Genomic DNA, 16,001 nt, shown 5'->3' with positions numbered 1-16,001 from the left:
TATGGAGGCTAAAGATTTAATATCAAAAATAAAAGACATTACCCTATATGTACCTTTAGATTTAAATCACTACACTTATATTTATGCATCTGTGTTTAAATTTGCCGAAACCTATAATCTTAATGTAAAAATAAAGTATAAAAACTTTAATGCCAGAGGAAGGATATCTGTTCTTAATCATGTGATGGAAGTAAGTAACTCCGTTTATAGGAAGGTGTTTTATGTTAAGTTATCTTTTAAAGACAACACTCCCAATAAAATTCTGGCATTTGACCTGGACGATATACCTTATTATTTTTCAGAGCATTGTTTTCGTCATGCCGATGTTGTTTTTAAACGCAATTTTATTCAAGAGTATATTAGTGTTTTGCCCGATACCTTTAAGGGTAAGTTACGCCCGCTGGGGGTTTCCTATAAATTAAAACCTGCGCAATCATTTTCAATTAGGTTTAAGGGCTTGTTTTTATATTCCAAATTTAGACATGAGTTTAAGCTTGATTGTTTTTTTTTAATGAGAATTCAATCTTTATTTAAATCCAGCTTAATGGCATTTCAAAGGTTAAATCAAGCCAAATCAGAGCATTTGTTTAATGAGTACCACGTTCCTGATAATACAAATATATTCTATCAGAAACGCTTTTTTAAACAAGTAAATTCTCAGGATATTAAGGATGTTCATGGTCAAAGAGTTAGGGTGATTAGGTTGTTAAAGCAACATTTTCCTAAGTATTTTAAGGGAGGTCTTAAAAGAGATGTTTATGTTGCAAAAGCGTATAATGATTGTTTTTCAAACATAGGTAGCGAGCAGGAGTTTATAGAGGCTTCTAGAGCATCAGGTATTTCGGTTTATACACGAGGTATAGCTCAATCGGTAGGTTGGTCTTTACCAGAGCTTATGGCTCAATCAAGATGTATAGTTGCAGAAAAGATTACTAATACGTTGCCATTTAATTTGATTGAAGGAAAAGATATTTTGTTTTTTGAAAACGAAACGAATCTTATTTCTATTTTAGAACAATTAATAAGGGATAAAGAGCAGGTTAAGAGAATAGGAAGTCATGCTCGTAAGACATTTGAAACATATATGAGTACCGATGTTTTTTTTGAAAATGCTTTAACTCAAATTTAATGAAAACCATTATTGTACATCATCGGTCACCACATCATGCCAAACATTCGGGTTATGGTCGCTTAATAGATTATTTAGAGAATGCATATGAAGTTAGAGGCTCTTCATGGCTGCCTTACCGACTGGCAAAATTAATTGGAACTTGGAGCCATCAGCAAGCTGGTTTATACGATTCCAGTAGTGTGTTTAAGGAGCTGGAGTTATATAAAAATTTAAGACAATGCACGGAGCCCACTATAGTACATTATTTGAATGCCGAGCGGGATGTCAGACATTTGGTGAAACATCATAATAAGAGACAGGTAAAGTTTGTAGGGACTTTTCATAAGCCACCACATATTTTAAAGCAAACCATAGCGGATACAAGATATTTAAAGCATTTAAATGGCGCTATTTGTGTGGGAGATAATCAGGTGGATTTTATAAAAAGCTGGTTGGGTCTGGAGCACGTGATGTACATTCCTCACGGGGTAGATACGCAGTTTTTTTTACCAGATATCAGTAAAAGGAGAGAAGAACCACATTTGCTTTTTGTGGGTCAGCATTTAAGAGATTTTGAAACGCTTAATGCCTGTGTTCCCGAGATTATAGCACGCATGCCTCAAACTAAGGTGACTGTTATTCTTAAAAAGGAGTTCGTCGAAAAGGTTTTACCGCATGAAAATATAAGAATTTGTCATGGCTTGCATGATGAGGCTTTGAGAACTGAATATCAAAAAGCACATATCTTGTTATTGCCGCTTTTAGAGGCTACAGCCTGCAATTCAATACTGGAAGCTATGGCTTGCGGTTTGCCGGTTATTACATCGCGTGTGGGCGGCTTGAAGAGCTGTCTTGATGGTACAGGAAATATCTTTTGTGATAATAAAAAGGAATTTATTGATCGTACGATTGCATTACTGGGTGATAATTATCAACAGCATAAAATAGCTGAAGCCTGTAGATTAAAGGCTTTAACTTACGACTGGCATGTTATTGTAGAGCAAGTTAAACAATTTTATAACACCATCTTATGAGGCTTAAAAAGAAGGCTATATTCAATATTGTCATCTTCGACGGCTCGTTTCAAACAACAGCATTTATCAGGCGTTTGATACAGGGTTTGGTAAAGCAGGGGCATCAGGTAACGGTTTTAGGCTTTAATACGAATAATCCTGAGCCGGTTGAAGGTGTGTGTTATAAGTCTTTAGGGAGTAATCAGTCGAAAAGGGCTTTAATAATCACCAGTTTAGGTCTCGCTTTTAAACAATCCGGGATATTGACACTATTTAAAACCATATGGCTTACCATTCAAGGGAACCGTAAAGCCTTGCTGGAACAAAACCTGAATCTCGTCTTGAAGTCTGCAAAACCCGATATAGTTCATGTGCAGTGGCCATCCTTATTGCCTTGGTTGGAATCCTATTTGGAAAATGACAATTTTAAAATCGTCTTGAGTCAGCGCGGATTTCACGTGATGGTGCGTCCTTTTGTAAAACCGGCTAACTTTGAATATTTACAAAGTATATACCCCAGATTAGATGGGTTACATTCGGTATCGCAAGCGATTTCCAAGACAGGTACAACCATAGGTATTCCAAAAACAGGTATTGATCATGTGGTGTATACGGGATTGGCTTTAAAGGATTTAGAATATCAGGCCAAAGTTAAGCGTGGGGATGTTTTACAATTATTGTCGGTGGGTCGTGCGCATTGGGTGAAAGATTATCCAACGGCCTTAAAGGCTTGTGCCTTGCTAAAAGCAGAAGGGTTTAAATTTCAATATACGATTGTAGGAGGCGCAGGAGATGAAGAGCTGCTGTATTTAACTCATGCATTAGGTCTGGAAACAGCTGTGCATTTAATATCTAATATTAATCAAGCACAGGTGTTTCAATACATGCAGGAGGCAGATATATTACTGTCCACAAGTATAGAAGAGGGACTTGCCAATGTGGTGGTAGAAGCTATGGCTTTAGGTACGCCTATTATCAGTACCGATTGTGGCGGGATGCCGGAGTTAATAACCCATGAGGAACATGGCTGGCTGGTGCCTGTGGGTGATCCCCAAGCGTTAAAACAAGTTATTATGAAGTTTCAGAGTTTAACAACTGAGGATATTTGTGCTATAACTAAAGCAGCCCGTTTAAGAGTGGAAGAGCAGCATAATGAACAGACGATGCTATCGGGGATGGAAATATTATATGAGGCTGTTTTAAAATCGTAATACACTTAGTAGATTTTTTAAATCATTGCGATGTTTTGTGAGTTTGAGTTGATGTCGTTTGGTAAGGGAGAAGAGTCTTCGATCCTTTGATAAACTCAGGGCGGGAGGCGCTTAGGTCTTCGACAGGCTCAGACTGACAATGTTTTTTTGTGTGAAGTTTAGCATTTTGTCACACTGGGTGGAGCCTGTCCTGAGCAAAGACGAAGGAACGAAGTGTTTTCTTATAACGCTTTACATGTTGTGTGTAGATGGTATAATATTTTCCTTTTTTGTTTACTATTTAATATTTTAATTTAAGGAGTTCATGAATCTTTTTCGTCGATTTCCGTTGATGAAAAAATCAAATAAATTAATCACAGGGCATTTGTTTTATTAAAATAATAAGGAGCTGGTCTGTAAAGTTTTTGTAAGAAAGGCAGATGAGACAGGTTACTTCTATATGTTCACCTCTACATGTCGTTTTGATTGTAAAGCATATCAATATTTAAACATAACTATTGTCCTGTAAAAACTTAAAAATAATTATCTTCGAACCTGCATGAGTCATATACAAACGCCCATAATTCCTATAACACAACGTTTTGCTTTACGCGAAGGTAAGTCTCATGATGTTAATAAAGAAGCTCTTTGTATTTACATGGCTCTAGGTTTTTTTCTGGAAGGTGATGCTTTTTATAAGGATGAGTGCGTATTGCAACCCGGGAAATATTATACGTTAGATGAAAACAACCATGTTTTAAAGGAGAACACATATTTTAATTGGCATTATACACCCCGAAATATTTCCTTTAAAACGGCCTTGGACGAGTATATCGATTTGTTTGAGACTATTGTAAAGGAGCAATCCTTAGGACAACCCGTGATTTTACCTTTATCGGGAGGTCTAGATAGTAGAACCCAAGCTGTGGCACTGAACTATTTACAAGCCGATGTGCGTAGTTATTCCTATAGGTTTCAGAATGGATTTAAGGAAGATGTTATTGCTAAGCAGATAGCTCAATCCTGTGGATTTAAATTTAAAGCCTTCGAAATTACAAAAGGATATTTATGGCATCAGATTGATGATTTGGCTTGCATTAATGGTTGTTATTCCGATTTTACCCACCCCAGACAGATGGCGGTTTTAGAGGAACTGAAGCAAATGCAGGGCGCGTTTAGCTTAGGGCACTGGGGGGATGTTTTGTTTGATAGCGGAATTAAAAAAACAGAAGCAGGCTTATCGGTTTTAGAGATCGTTTATAAAAAAATCGTCAAGCCGGGCGGACTGGAGCTTGCCAAGAGGTTGTGGAAGCAATGGAAGTTACAAGGTGATTTTGAAACGTATTTAAAATCGCGTCTTCGAGTTTTGCTAGATGGTATTGATATTGAGGATAAAAGTGCTAAGGTAAGAGCCTTCAAGTCACTATACTGGGCACCGCGTTGGACGAGTGTTAACTTGTCGGTATTTCAGGAGGCGCATCCTATACATTTGCCCTATTACGACGACCGTATGTGTCGTTTTATTTGTGAAGTACCGGAGGAACATCTGGCCAATCGTCAATTACAAATTGCATACATAAAACAACGGAATCCTGAGTTGGCAAAAGTTATGTGGCAGGCTCAGAAGCCTTATAACTTGTATAATTATCACAATAATATATCCCCGTGGAATTTAGCTTATCGTATTAAAAATAAGATGTGGCGCAGTTTTAGAGCTGCTATGGGACAACACTATATACAACGAAACTGGGAATTACAGTTTTTAGGGGCGGATAATGATAGTGCCTTGCAACATTATATGTTTGACGAGGCTTTTATAGAATTTGTCGGCGCCGATACGGTTGAATATATTTATAATCAGTTTAAACATGGTGATGCGATTAGTTATGCGCATCCGTTGAGTATGTTACTCACCTTAAGTGTTTGGAGGCAAGGTGAAATGTAAGACGTGAGACATGACACGTGAGGAGTGAGACGTAGGAATGGGCAATTATAAAATAAAAAATGTCAGTTTGAGTGATTTTGAGATTATCGAAATAAAAATTTATTTTGATTGAAGATAGCAAAGTGAAGCTTAAAAAATTGTATCAAGAACTTATTTTAAGTTGAAATCCCTATTTTCGATTTAGTCATGATTACTAATGATGAGAGATGAGAAATTACTATTAATGAACATAGCGATTCACGTTTCACGATTTCCAATTCACTGATTAAGTTGTGGGGAGTCAATACAAAAGAGATTTAAGTATTAAATAAAAAAATGAAAGTATCTGTTATTTTGCCGGTGTATAACGGTGCCAGTACCTTAAAGGAAACCTTGGATAGTTTGGTAAACCAAACCTATCAGGATTTTGAATTATTGGCTTGTATAGATGGCACCACAGATGCTTCTAAGGATATTTTAGAGGCGTACCGCGACCAATTTATGGTATTGAGAATTTTAGAAAATGAGGAAAACCAGGGATTGGGACCAACTATGAACCGTTTGGTTTATGAAGCACAAGGTACTTATCTGGCCGTTGCTGAACAGGATGATTATTATTACCCAGAGCGTCTGGCTTTACAGGTTGATGTGCTGGATACTCAACCAGAGGTAGGCATGGTTTCTGGTATAGCCGAGTTCTGGGATGGTGAACAGGTCACCATGAAATTTCCTGGTTTACTGGTGCATAGCGGACAGTATCCGGAAGAACAAGATATGTTTTTGTTGAATTATAAAGAGCGCATAAAGGTCGTTAATAGCTGTATGATGTTTAGAAAAATGGTACATATTCAAAATGGTTTATATTTTACACGGCATTATCCCAGTATTGGGGTAGACTGGACTTATGTGTTACGATTTTCTTTAATATCTAAAATTTATGGATTACATCATGTATTAGTACGTTTAGATAGAAAAGTAAATAGAAATTCTATTACTAGTAATACGGAGCAAGTGTTTAAAGGTTCGAGAGAGTTACTACGAAGTTTTGCTTATGAATATCCAGATGTTATCACTAAAAAAGATTTTGGGTATGCGATGCGTGGTCAGATATCAAAAGAATTAAATCATCTATCTGGATTAAGGTTTATTTTTATGTCTTTTATGTATATATTGAGATATCCTATGGATGCCCGATTCAGACAGAGCTTTTTCAAACGAATTAAGATGAAATTGAAGAAATTATAGATTGTGAGAGGTGAGAGGTGAGAGGTGAGAGGTGATAGGTGAGGAGTGCGGTCTATTTGTACAATTGTAAAAAATAAATTAAAGCATTAGTTCTAATGATTTATAGTGATTGGTTAACTAAATTATGCCAGAAAGTCAAAAGAAAATAAAAATCCTCTTTACCATCCCCAATTTTGATACGGCGGGCAGTGGTAAGGTGGTGTATGATCTGGCACGAGGTTTAGACAAGGCCTTGTTTGAGGTGCATATTGCCTGTAACCACAAACGCGGGGCGTTTTTTAAAACAGTGGAGGCCTTGGGGGTGCCTATTCATATTATTAAAACAACCATAAACTACAGACCCTATCTGTCTTTATTGAAACGATTGGTTCCTGGTGTTCGTTTTTTTAAATCGCAGCAATTTGATATTATCCATTCCTGGGATTGGAGTAGTGACTGGACCGAAGGGCTTGCAGCACGATTGGCCGGTATTAAATGGGTATATACTAAAAAAGCGATGAGCTGGGGCCATAAGCACTGGAAGATTAGAAGTTTTCTCGCGCATTATATTATTACCATTAATAACCAGATGTGTGACTTTTTTCCTTGGAAGCAGCATCAAAAATTAATTCCATTAGGCATAGATACTCAGTTTTATTCTCCTGATCATTTTAAAGCATCTCAGGAACCCTATAATAATTCAGCATATCATATTATTACGGTAGCGAATCTGGTGCCTGTAAAAGGCATAGAAATTTTAATAAAAGCAGTAAGCTTATTAGAAAACCCTAAAGTTAAGTTAAGTATTATTGGAGATAATACTGGCCATTATGGGGACTATTTAAAAGAATTATGTAAAACAATGAGGTTAGATCAACAGGTCGTTTTTTTAGGAAAGCAAACTGATGTCAGGCCATATCTAGTAACTGCTGATTTATTTGTAATCCCCACATTAAATAAAGGTAGGCGAGAAGGCATGCCCATGGCTTTAGTTGAGGCTATGAGTATGGGAATACCGGTATTGGGGTCGGATATAGCCGGGATTAATTTTGTGTTGAAGGATTTTCCGGAATTGCTTTTCGAGTCAGGAAATGTTGAGGTACTGGCAGATAAAATACGGTTGCAGATGCAATATTCTAAAGCACAACATTTAGCTTTGGGGATGTTGCTCAGGGCGTATTGTAACACCCATTTTACATATGAGTTATTCATAAAACAGCACGAGGACCTGTATTTAGAGATTTTAAGGAAACCTCAGCCTAAAGCAGAAGTTAAACTTTATAACTAAAACCATAGCATGACTATAGCTTTAATACTTCCTGCTCCACCCCGTTATTCGGAAACCTTTTTTACTTCAAAAATAAAGGGGTTACAAGCTCATGGCTATGAGGTGGTTTTGGTTACCAGTGCCACAAGTGATACCTTCCAAGGATGTAAACACGTGAAACATCCTAAGGTGCATAAATCTTTTTTTAAGCAGGTTCTGGCTTTTATTTTAGTATATATAAGTTTGTTACCCCATATAAAACAGGTTTTAAGCTACTGTAGTTTGGAACGCGCCAATAAAACAACTTTTAAGCGTCTCGTTGAAAAGGTGTATATAAATGCCTCTTTGTTAAAGCTTAAAGCAGACTGGGTGCATTTTGGGTTTGCTACTATGGCTATTGAGCGAGAATTGGTTGCTAAGTCTATAGGTGCTAAACTGGCAGTGAGTTTTAGAGGGTATGATATTAATGTGTATCCCTTAAAAAATGAAGATGCTTATAAGTTATTATGGAAAAACGTAGATAAAGTACATAGTATTTCTAATGATTTATTACAGCGGGCTTATGCTTTAGGTCTATTGGAAACAAAACCTTATCAAATAATTACTCCAGCTGTGAATATTAAAAACCTTCCTGTTTTGAGAAAAAGGGAATTATCAGCACCTTTAAAAATGGTTACTATTGCAAGATTACATTATATAAAGGGAATTGATATTTTGTTAGAAGCAGCTGCTAAGCTAAGAGATAAACAATTAGATTTTATTTGGGAAGTTATAGGAAGTGGAGATAAACAAACAGAAGAACGTTATTTATATCAACGTTATAGATTAGGGTTGGAGACTCATGTGTCGTTTTTAGGAAAATTAGATCATAAAAGTACTCTTGAAGCTTTACAATCGGCCGATTTATATGTGCAAACCAGTTTAGTAGAAGGGTTTTGTAATGCCGTGTTAGAATCGCAAAGTATGGGAAAGTTAACTATAGCCTTTGATAAGGGAGGACTTAGAGAAAATATTTTAGAGGAAGAAACCGGCTTTTTAGTGAAAGATCTTGATGCCAAAGCTATGGCCAACAAGATAGAACATGTTTTGAGTTTATCGGATCGTGAAAAAAAAACGATTCAACAGGCAGCGATAGAACGTGTTAAAACCCATTTTAGTTTAAAGCAACAGCAGCAAGCGTTTGTCGAATTTTATACCACTTAGGTTTATGACTATTTATTACCCTAAATCGCATTATGATAAAAACTACCGGTCGGAAGTATTTCCTCTGTTGAAGCCATTTATTAAAGGTACCAGTTTTACTGATGCGGAGCGTATGACCATGTATAGGGTTTCAGAGAAAGATTTTAATATAGCTAATGATATTTTATTGGCTGAGGTTTGTATTTTGCCTATGTCCTGGAATTATTATGTGAAGACGCAGCAAATTCCATTAGCACAGGCATGTATTAATCAGGCAAAAGAAGCGGGTAAAATGGTCTGGTCTTTTATATCCGGGGATCATGGGGTAAAACAGCCGGATTATGACCAGGTTATAATCTTTCGCTTGGGGGGGTATCGATCTAAAAAGGGCCAAAATTATATGGGTATGCCTGTTTTTGTTAGTGATTATCTGTCTAAACATAATCTCTTTGATACCTATTTGCCTCCTGCCTATACAGAGAACCCTTTGGTCGGGTTTTGCGGTCAGGCCAATCCCTCTAAATTTCAGGCTGGTTTGGATTTGATAAATAAGTGCTGGTTTTATTTTAAAAGTGTGGTAGGCTTACATGTTTATGAACCGGAAGCTTTGGTAGCAACCTCTTATTTACGGGCCAAATTATTGCAACGGTTGAGGGATTCTGAAGCGATTACCGATCAATTTATATTAAGAAGTCAGTATCGTGCCGGAGTTACTCAAGGAAAGGGTACACACCAAACGACTCTAGAGTTTTATAATAATATGCTAGCATCTCAGTATGTGTTGTGCGTGCGTGGAGGTGGTAATTTTTCGGTACGCTTTTATGAAACTTTGATGATGGGGCGTATTCCCATTTATGTTCATACCGATGGCTTTTTACCTTTGAGTGATGTTGTTGACTGGAAGCAGCACGTGGTATGGATTGCACCTCATGAGCAAGATCGAATTGCTGAAAAAGTCCTATCTTTTCACAGTCAATTAACCCCCGAAGGTTTGTTAGCGCTTTGTAGACGAAATAGAGAACTTTGGGCGAACCGATTGACTTTAGATGGTTTTTTTAAATCCGTTTGCAAATCTATGACTGTTTAATGATAAAATCGATAAGACTTTTCAATGCCTTTTAGCTTTCTAAATTATTTACAACCTACGCATTATTTTCGTTTGCAAAAAAGCCATTTGAGCTATCTTTTTCCCAAGCTAGAAACATTGAGTCCTGACGTTTTAGCTAAACTTAAACCCGATATAGGTTATAAAACTGAACAGGCGAAAGCTTATGATATGTCATGGCAGGCCATACAGAAGGGGTATATTGGAGATGGCGTATGTTACTCTGCTTTCGAAAGGCTGCCTGTTATTGATGAATATCGATTTATAAGAACCTATTTTAATAAGGTCTGGGTGTTTTATGTATTTATTTTAAGGTTACTCACCTTGCACAATCCTGTAAAAGAATGGGGTGGCTGGTATAAAACACGAGAGGTAAAACGTTTTGATGTTTGTTCTAATCCTCTAGATTATCATCAATGGGATGTTTTTGATTCTAAGTTGTTACATAGGAAGCCTTTGGTGACTGTTGTTATTCCCACCTTGAACCGATATGATTATTTAAAGGATGTTTTAATCGATTTAGAGCGACAGGATTACACTAATTTTGAAGTTATCGTTATAGATCAGTCCACGCCATTTGAAGCATCATTTTACAAGGACTTTTCGTTAGATATACATGTTGAATATCAAGAAGAAAAAGCACTTTGGTTAGCTAGAAACAAGGCTATAAAACAAGCTAAGGGTACTTATATATTGTTGTTTGATGATGATAGCCGGGTTGAAGCAGATTGGATTCGTAATCATTTAAAATGTTTAGATTTTTTTGATGCCCAGATATCTTCGGGAGTGAGTCTTTCCCTGGTAGGAGCAGAAATTCCGGGGCATTATAGCTATTTCAAGGTTAGTGATCAAATAGATACAGGTAATGTTTTAATAAAACGAGGCGTGTTTAATGCCTTAGGACTTTTCGACAGACAGTTTGAGGGGCAACGTATGGGTGATGGAGAATTTGGATTGCGCTGCTATTTGGCGGGATATAAAAACATATCAAATCCTTATGCTAAGCGCTTACATTTAAAAGTAGGCACTGGTGGATTACGAGAGATGGGGAGTTGGGATGCCTTTAGACCTAAGAAGTGGTTGGCGCCAAGACCCATACCAAGTGTGCTGTATTTTTACCGACGTTATTTTGGGAATACTGCGGCTCGTTACGCTTTGCTGCGAACGGTTCCTCTATCTATCTTACCCTATAGATTTAAAAGGAATAAGCCGCTTTTGGTTTTAGGAGGGGTTTTAACCTTGTTTTTTTTACCTGTGGTTTGCTATCAGGTGTTTTGGTCCTGGTATTTGTCAACTAAAAAGTTGAAAACAGGCCCTTTAATTGAACGATTATAATGCCTAGAAGTACAAAACATATTCTTATTATATGCTCTGAGTTTCCCCCGCAGCCCGGAGGGATTGGGACGCATGCATTGTATTTGGCAAAGGCATTGACCGATTCAGGTTTTGAAGTTAGTGTATTAACCGACCAACGTTCTGACAGCGGCGTTCCTGAAGCTGATTTTGATAAGGGCTTGTCGTTTTTTGTACAGCGTATAAAGAAACGTCCGCTTCGTGTTTTTATGTATTTCGATCGGATAGTAAAAACCTTTAAATGGCTAAAACAAGCTGATTCCGTGGTTGCCAGCGGGAAATTTTCCTTGTGGAGTGTTGCTTTCTGTACTATATTTAGGAAGCGTTTAAGTCTGGCGGTTATACATGGAACCGAGGTTAATATGCCTTCTAAAGTGTTAAAAAGGCTTGTAAATTTATCTATAAAACGGTTTGATAAGGTGGTTGCGGTCTCAAACTATACGAAGGCTTTGATGGCGCATTTAAATATCCCGGTACATGTTATACCAAACGGGATTGTGTGTGATGATTGGAAAGTGGTTGATAAGGGTTTAGATGACATCAAGCTTAAAGGTTCCCCTGTGTTTATTACGGTGGGACGTGTGAGTGAACGCAAGGGGCAAAGGGAATTCGTCGAGATGCTTCCGGAATTATTGCCGTATTATCCAGAACTTCATTATCATTGTGTAGGCATAGCAGATGAATCTTTTGCAGTGAAACAACAGGTAGAGACTTTGGGGCTACATAGTCAGGTGAGTTTTCACGGTGTTTTGAGTGAGAACCATTTGAAGGCTTGTTTAAAGCAAAGTGATATTTTTATTATGTTGAGTAAAGCTGAAGCTACTGGCGATGTTGAAGGATTTGGTATTGCTGTTTTGGAGGCTAATGCTATGGGGATTCCTGTAATCGCTGCTAAGGGTACCGGGGTGGAAGATGCCGTTGCCAGCGAACAATCTGGAATTTTAATTCCCTTAGGTGATACCAAGGCTTTGCAAATGGCTGTACAAAGTATTTTAGGTAATAAAGAAACCTTTAAGAAGGGAGCTTTGGCTTGGGCAGAAGCTCATGATTGGAAACATATTGTAAACCAGTATATCGCTCTTTTATCGTGAGGCAGTTAACTATTATTTCGCATACCGAACACTATAAAACGTCTGAAGGGCATATTGTCGGGCTAGGAGCTACAGTAACAGAAATTAATCAGTTATTAGAGATATTTGATACTATAGTGCACGTGGCTGTATTGTATGAAGATAGAGCGCCCTTAAGTGCATTGCCATATTGTTCGAAACGGATTCAATTTGTGGCCCTGCCTTCTGTTGGCGGACACGGTTGGTATGAAAAGATGGAAGTGCTATGGCACGGCCCCCGTATTATAAAAATTATTCGAAAGGCCTTAGAAGAAAGCACCCATTTTCAATTTAGGGCACCTACGGGTATAGGGGTATATGTTATTCCGTATTTAGTGTTGTTTTCTAGTAAACTAGGATGGTTTAAATATGCCGGAAACTGGAAGCAGAGACAGGCTCCTTGGGCATATGGTTTTCAACGTTGGATATTACAAAAACAAAAACGCCCTGTAACAATTAATGGGGCATGGGACGATCAGCCCAAACATTGTTTGACTTTTAAGAATCCTTGTCTAACTCAAGATGAATTTAATGAGGGCATGCTTGTAAGGAGCACCAAAACATTATCTTCTACCGGTATTACTTTGTGTTTTGTAGGGCGTTTAGAACGGGCTAAAGGTTTAGATTTGTTTATCGAAAGTTTAGAGCTGTTGCCCGCGTTGTATCGTTCACAGATTAAGATGGTTCATTTTGCCGGGGAAGGCGTTCTTAAAGAAACGCATCTAAAATGTTTAACAGACTCAGGGATTCCTTATGCTTTTCATGGGGCCTTAGGTAGAAAAGAGGTGCAGGCTATTTATAAACAGAGTCATTTTTTAATACTGCCATCGGAGTCGGAAGGCTTTCCGAAGGTTATTTCTGAAGCTTTAAATTACGGCTGTGTTCCAATCACGTCTAAGGTGTCTGCTATAGACCAGTATATAACCCATGGTGAACAGGGGATGTTATTAAATAATTTATCCAAAACAGCCTTGGCAGCTTGTTTAGAACGTTGTTTGGAGATGTCTCCGGTTGCGTTTAAGAAACTTATAAATCAGCCGACTACCTTTTATGAAGCATTTACCTACGATTATTATAATAGCAGGATCCTTAATTTGATATTAAACGCTCATGAGCAGGAAATATGATAGATTAAGCCTTTAGTTTTAATAGAAATTATATATTTACTTGCAAACTTTTTATAAAAACGTTTCTTGGTGATTAAAGACAGGTACATTAGGAATATACTACTTCATGTGCTCATTGGTATGCTCATTTATTTTAATGAGAGTTTAGCTAAGCTTTATTTTTTTTCAATCATCATTTATTTTTTCTTTAAAATTCTTCGTGCTCCTAATCAGGATAAAACTCTGGAGATCCTGAAAGCCTGTACTTATGTTTTGGGTGCTGAGGTTTTATTGCGTATGACCAAAGGAAGCCTGTTGTATGAAGGAAGTAAATATTTGGTTATTCTGTTTGCAATCATGGGGCTTTTTCACAAAGGATTTAAATTAAAAGCGACCTCGTATGTTTTATATCTTTTATTACTGATTCCAGGGATCTATGTATCGATGTATTTGTTAGACGTTAGTTACAATATTAGAAAAGCCGTAGCTTTTAATTTGAGTGGTCCCGTGTGTTTAGGTATATCGGCCTTATTTTGTATGGGTATTACAGTTTCTAAAAAGCAACTGGAAGCCATTATTAATTATGGTATCTATCCTCTCATAAGTACGGTTATTTATATTGTATTTTATACCCCTGATATTTCAGAGGTTGTAAGCACCACTGGGTCTAATTTTGCGGCATCTGGGGGTTATGGCCCCAACCAGGTCGCTACTGTATTAGGGTTGGGGGCCTTTTTTGCTACGGTGAAATTTTTTAATTATAGTAAAATTTCAACCCTGCGCTATGTGAATCTGGCATTGATTCTGTTGTTTTCCTTTCGAGCTATGACAACTTTTAGTCGTGGCGGTGTGCTTACCGCTATTATTATGATTTTGTGTTTTGTGTTTTTTGAATATAAAAGCATGAATAAAAGGACACGCAGCCAGATGTTTATATCATTATTCCTGTTTTTAAGCGTGATAGCTGCAACTTGGGTTTATTCCTCCATACAAACTAGTGGGTTAATCGAGAAACGTTATGCGAACCAAAATGCCATGGGGGAAGAGAAAGCAGATATTACCACAGGTAGAGTTTACATTTTTATGAAGGAGGTTGAAGAGTTTCTTGAGAGCCCCTTTCTGGGTGTTGGCGTTGGCCGTGTAAAGGATTTACGTTTTCAAGAGACCGGAATTCATGCGGCATCGCATAATGAAATGAGTCGTATTCTTGCGGAGCATGGATTATTAGGTATTATGGCTTTTACTATCTTGTTATTAGTCCCCTTGTTTTTTAGGTTAGGTGATAAAAGTAATACCTTGTTTTTTTCGTTTTATTTTTTCTGGTTTTTAACCATTAACCATTCAGCCATGCGTATAGCCGCGCCAGCCTTTATTTACGGACTGTGTTTATTGAATATTAGATATGAAAAGACTCCTGTATATAGGAAATCAATTGAATCATAAGCAATCGACCGTGACGTCTATTGATGTTCTGGGGCCTTTGTTAGAAAGCGAGGGTTACCAGCTGCGTTATGCTTCGCCTAAAATACATAAGTGGCTACGCCTGCTAGATATGTTAAGGGCCGTTTATGCTAATCGCAAATGGAGTGATTTTGTTTTGATAGACACCTATAGTACGCTTAATTTTTATTACGCCTTTGCTGTGAGTCAATTATGCCGAATGTCTCAACTAAAGTATATTCCTATTTTGCATGGTGGCGATTTGCCCAAACGACTGAAAAGTCATCCCAAGATGTGTTGGGCTATCTTTAAACCGGCTTATGTTAATATAGCCCCTTCAGAATACACTGCCTCCCTTTTTAGAACTTTAGGTTATACTCATATCAAGTGTATTCCCAATAGTATTCGATTGGCGCATTATCCGTTTAAACAGCGAAGTTATGAAGCGATTCATTTATTATGGGTACGTTCGTTCGCAGACATTTATAATCCTCTGTTGGCTATAGATATTCTTAAAACCTTACAAGATCATGGGGTAAAGGCAAGTCTGAGTATGGTTGGCCCTGATAGAGATGGTACGCTTCAAAAGGCACGAGCGCATGCTAAGACCTTGGGGGTTACCGTAAATTTCACAGGAAAGCTATCGAAATCGGATTGGATAGCCTTGTCGCAAACGCATAATGTGTTTATTAATACCACCAATATTGATAATATGCCGGTAAGTGTTATTGAGGCTATGGCTTTAGGTTTGGTCGTTATATCTACCAATGTTGGAGGGTTACCTTATTTGATAAGTCATCAGGAGACGGGGATTTTAGTGCCTCCAAATAGGGTGCAAGGTTTCGTAGAAGGCATTGAACAGATTCAATCGCATCCGGAAAGAGCCAACGAAATGATTAAGAAAGCGCGCGCTCAGGTTGAACAATACGACTGGAACGTTGTACGTAAACAGTGGAATTCTGTATTACAGCCATAAG

At 37.6% G+C, this 16,001-nt stretch carries 13 protein-coding genes; all 13 read left to right on the top strand.

The window, feature by feature from the left end:
* Nucleotide 1: 1 nt before the first annotated feature.
* The 13 genes from H611_RS0102715 (at nt 2) to H611_RS0102655 (ending at nt 16,000) form a co-directional block, all read left to right on the top strand.
* Nucleotides 2-1,129, top strand: coding sequence for a hypothetical protein (locus tag H611_RS0102715; protein WP_027136905.1), 1,128 nt, complete (start codon nt 2-4; stop codon nt 1,127-1,129).
* Nucleotides 1,129-2,145 (top strand): glycosyltransferase family 4 protein, encoded by a 1,017-nt coding sequence (locus tag H611_RS0102710; protein ID WP_027136904.1) that lies wholly within the window; start codon nt 1,129-1,131, stop codon nt 2,143-2,145. Before H611_RS0102715 ends, H611_RS0102710 begins: the two co-directional genes overlap by 1 nt.
* Complete coding sequence (locus H611_RS0102705; RefSeq protein ID WP_027136903.1) at nt 2,142-3,335, top strand: glycosyltransferase family 4 protein; 1,194 nt, start codon at nt 2,142-2,144, stop codon at nt 3,333-3,335. Before H611_RS0102710 ends, H611_RS0102705 begins: the two co-directional genes overlap by 4 nt.
* Before the next feature lie 538 nt (nt 3,336-3,873).
* Nucleotides 3,874-5,259: an asparagine synthase-related protein gene (locus H611_RS0102700; protein WP_027136902.1), complete on the top strand. Its 1,386-nt coding sequence runs from the start codon at nt 3,874-3,876 to the stop codon at nt 5,257-5,259.
* A 315-nt stretch (nt 5,260-5,574) separates the two neighbouring features.
* A complete protein-coding gene (locus H611_RS14430; protein WP_027136901.1) occupies nt 5,575-6,483 on the top strand; it encodes a glycosyltransferase family 2 protein in 909 nt (302 codons plus the stop codon).
* Nucleotides 6,484-6,607: 124 nt separating this feature from the next.
* Nucleotides 6,608-7,750 (top strand): glycosyltransferase, encoded by a 1,143-nt coding sequence (locus tag H611_RS13870; protein ID WP_051238697.1) that lies wholly within the window; start codon nt 6,608-6,610, stop codon nt 7,748-7,750.
* 9 nt (nt 7,751-7,759) lie between these two features.
* Nucleotides 7,760-8,932, top strand: coding sequence for a glycosyltransferase family 4 protein (locus tag H611_RS0102685; RefSeq protein ID WP_027136900.1), 1,173 nt, complete (start codon nt 7,760-7,762; stop codon nt 8,930-8,932).
* Nucleotides 8,933-8,936: 4 nt separating this feature from the next.
* On the top strand, nt 8,937-9,998 hold the full coding sequence (locus H611_RS14425) for a glycosyltransferase family 47 protein (RefSeq protein ID WP_027136899.1): 1,062 nt from the start codon (nt 8,937-8,939) through the stop codon (nt 9,996-9,998).
* An 87-nt stretch (nt 9,999-10,085) separates the two neighbouring features.
* On the top strand, nt 10,086-11,351 hold the full coding sequence (locus H611_RS0102675) for a glycosyltransferase family 2 protein (RefSeq protein ID WP_245574758.1): 1,266 nt from the start codon (nt 10,086-10,088) through the stop codon (nt 11,349-11,351).
* Nucleotides 11,351-12,460 carry a glycosyltransferase family 4 protein gene (locus H611_RS0102670; protein WP_035483287.1) on the top strand — a complete coding sequence of 370 codons (1,110 nt, stop codon included), beginning with the start codon at nt 11,351-11,353 and terminating at the stop codon, nt 12,458-12,460. Before H611_RS0102675 ends, H611_RS0102670 begins: the two co-directional genes overlap by 1 nt.
* Nucleotides 12,457-13,605 carry a glycosyltransferase gene (locus tag H611_RS13860; protein WP_051238696.1) on the top strand — a complete coding sequence of 383 codons (1,149 nt, stop codon included), beginning with the start codon at nt 12,457-12,459 and terminating at the stop codon, nt 13,603-13,605. The genes H611_RS0102670 and H611_RS13860 overlap by 4 nt, the downstream gene beginning before the upstream one ends.
* 69 nt (nt 13,606-13,674) lie before the next feature.
* Nucleotides 13,675-15,027 carry an O-antigen ligase family protein gene (locus tag H611_RS0102660; RefSeq protein WP_245574757.1) on the top strand — a complete coding sequence of 451 codons (1,353 nt, stop codon included), beginning with the start codon at nt 13,675-13,677 and terminating at the stop codon, nt 15,025-15,027.
* Nucleotides 14,987-16,000 carry a glycosyltransferase family 4 protein gene (locus tag H611_RS0102655; RefSeq protein WP_027136895.1) on the top strand — a complete coding sequence of 338 codons (1,014 nt, stop codon included), beginning with the start codon at nt 14,987-14,989 and terminating at the stop codon, nt 15,998-16,000. Before H611_RS0102660 ends, H611_RS0102655 begins: the two co-directional genes overlap by 41 nt.
* Nucleotide 16,001 lies beyond the last annotated feature (1 nt).

The sequence above is a fragment of the Gaetbulibacter saemankumensis DSM 17032 genome (assembly GCF_000425645.1).
Classification (GTDB): Bacteria; Bacteroidota; Bacteroidia; order Flavobacteriales; family Flavobacteriaceae; genus Gaetbulibacter; species Gaetbulibacter saemankumensis.
This window is presented reverse-complemented; position numbering and strand designations above follow the sequence as displayed.

Bases quoted from the DNA above. Each gene is read 5' to 3' on its own strand.
- H611_RS0102715 (WP_027136905.1), top strand. From the start codon at position 2: ATGGAGGCTAAAGATTTAATATCAAAAATAAAAGACATTACCCTATAT.
- H611_RS0102710 (WP_027136904.1), top strand. From the start codon at position 1,129: ATGAAAACCATTATTGTACATCATCGGTCACCACATCATGCCAAACAT.
- H611_RS0102705 (WP_027136903.1), top strand. From the start codon at position 2,142: ATGAGGCTTAAAAAGAAGGCTATATTCAATATTGTCATCTTCGACGGC.
- H611_RS0102700 (WP_027136902.1), top strand. From the start codon at position 3,874: ATGAGTCATATACAAACGCCCATAATTCCTATAACACAACGTTTTGCT.
- H611_RS14430 (WP_027136901.1), top strand. From the start codon at position 5,575: ATGAAAGTATCTGTTATTTTGCCGGTGTATAACGGTGCCAGTACCTTA.
- H611_RS13870 (WP_051238697.1), top strand. From the start codon at position 6,608: ATGCCAGAAAGTCAAAAGAAAATAAAAATCCTCTTTACCATCCCCAAT.
- H611_RS0102685 (WP_027136900.1), top strand. From the start codon at position 7,760: ATGACTATAGCTTTAATACTTCCTGCTCCACCCCGTTATTCGGAAACC.
- H611_RS14425 (WP_027136899.1), top strand. From the start codon at position 8,937: ATGACTATTTATTACCCTAAATCGCATTATGATAAAAACTACCGGTCG.
- H611_RS0102670 (WP_035483287.1), top strand. From the start codon at position 11,351: ATGCCTAGAAGTACAAAACATATTCTTATTATATGCTCTGAGTTTCCC.
- H611_RS0102655 (WP_027136895.1), top strand. From the start codon at position 14,987: ATGAAAAGACTCCTGTATATAGGAAATCAATTGAATCATAAGCAATCG.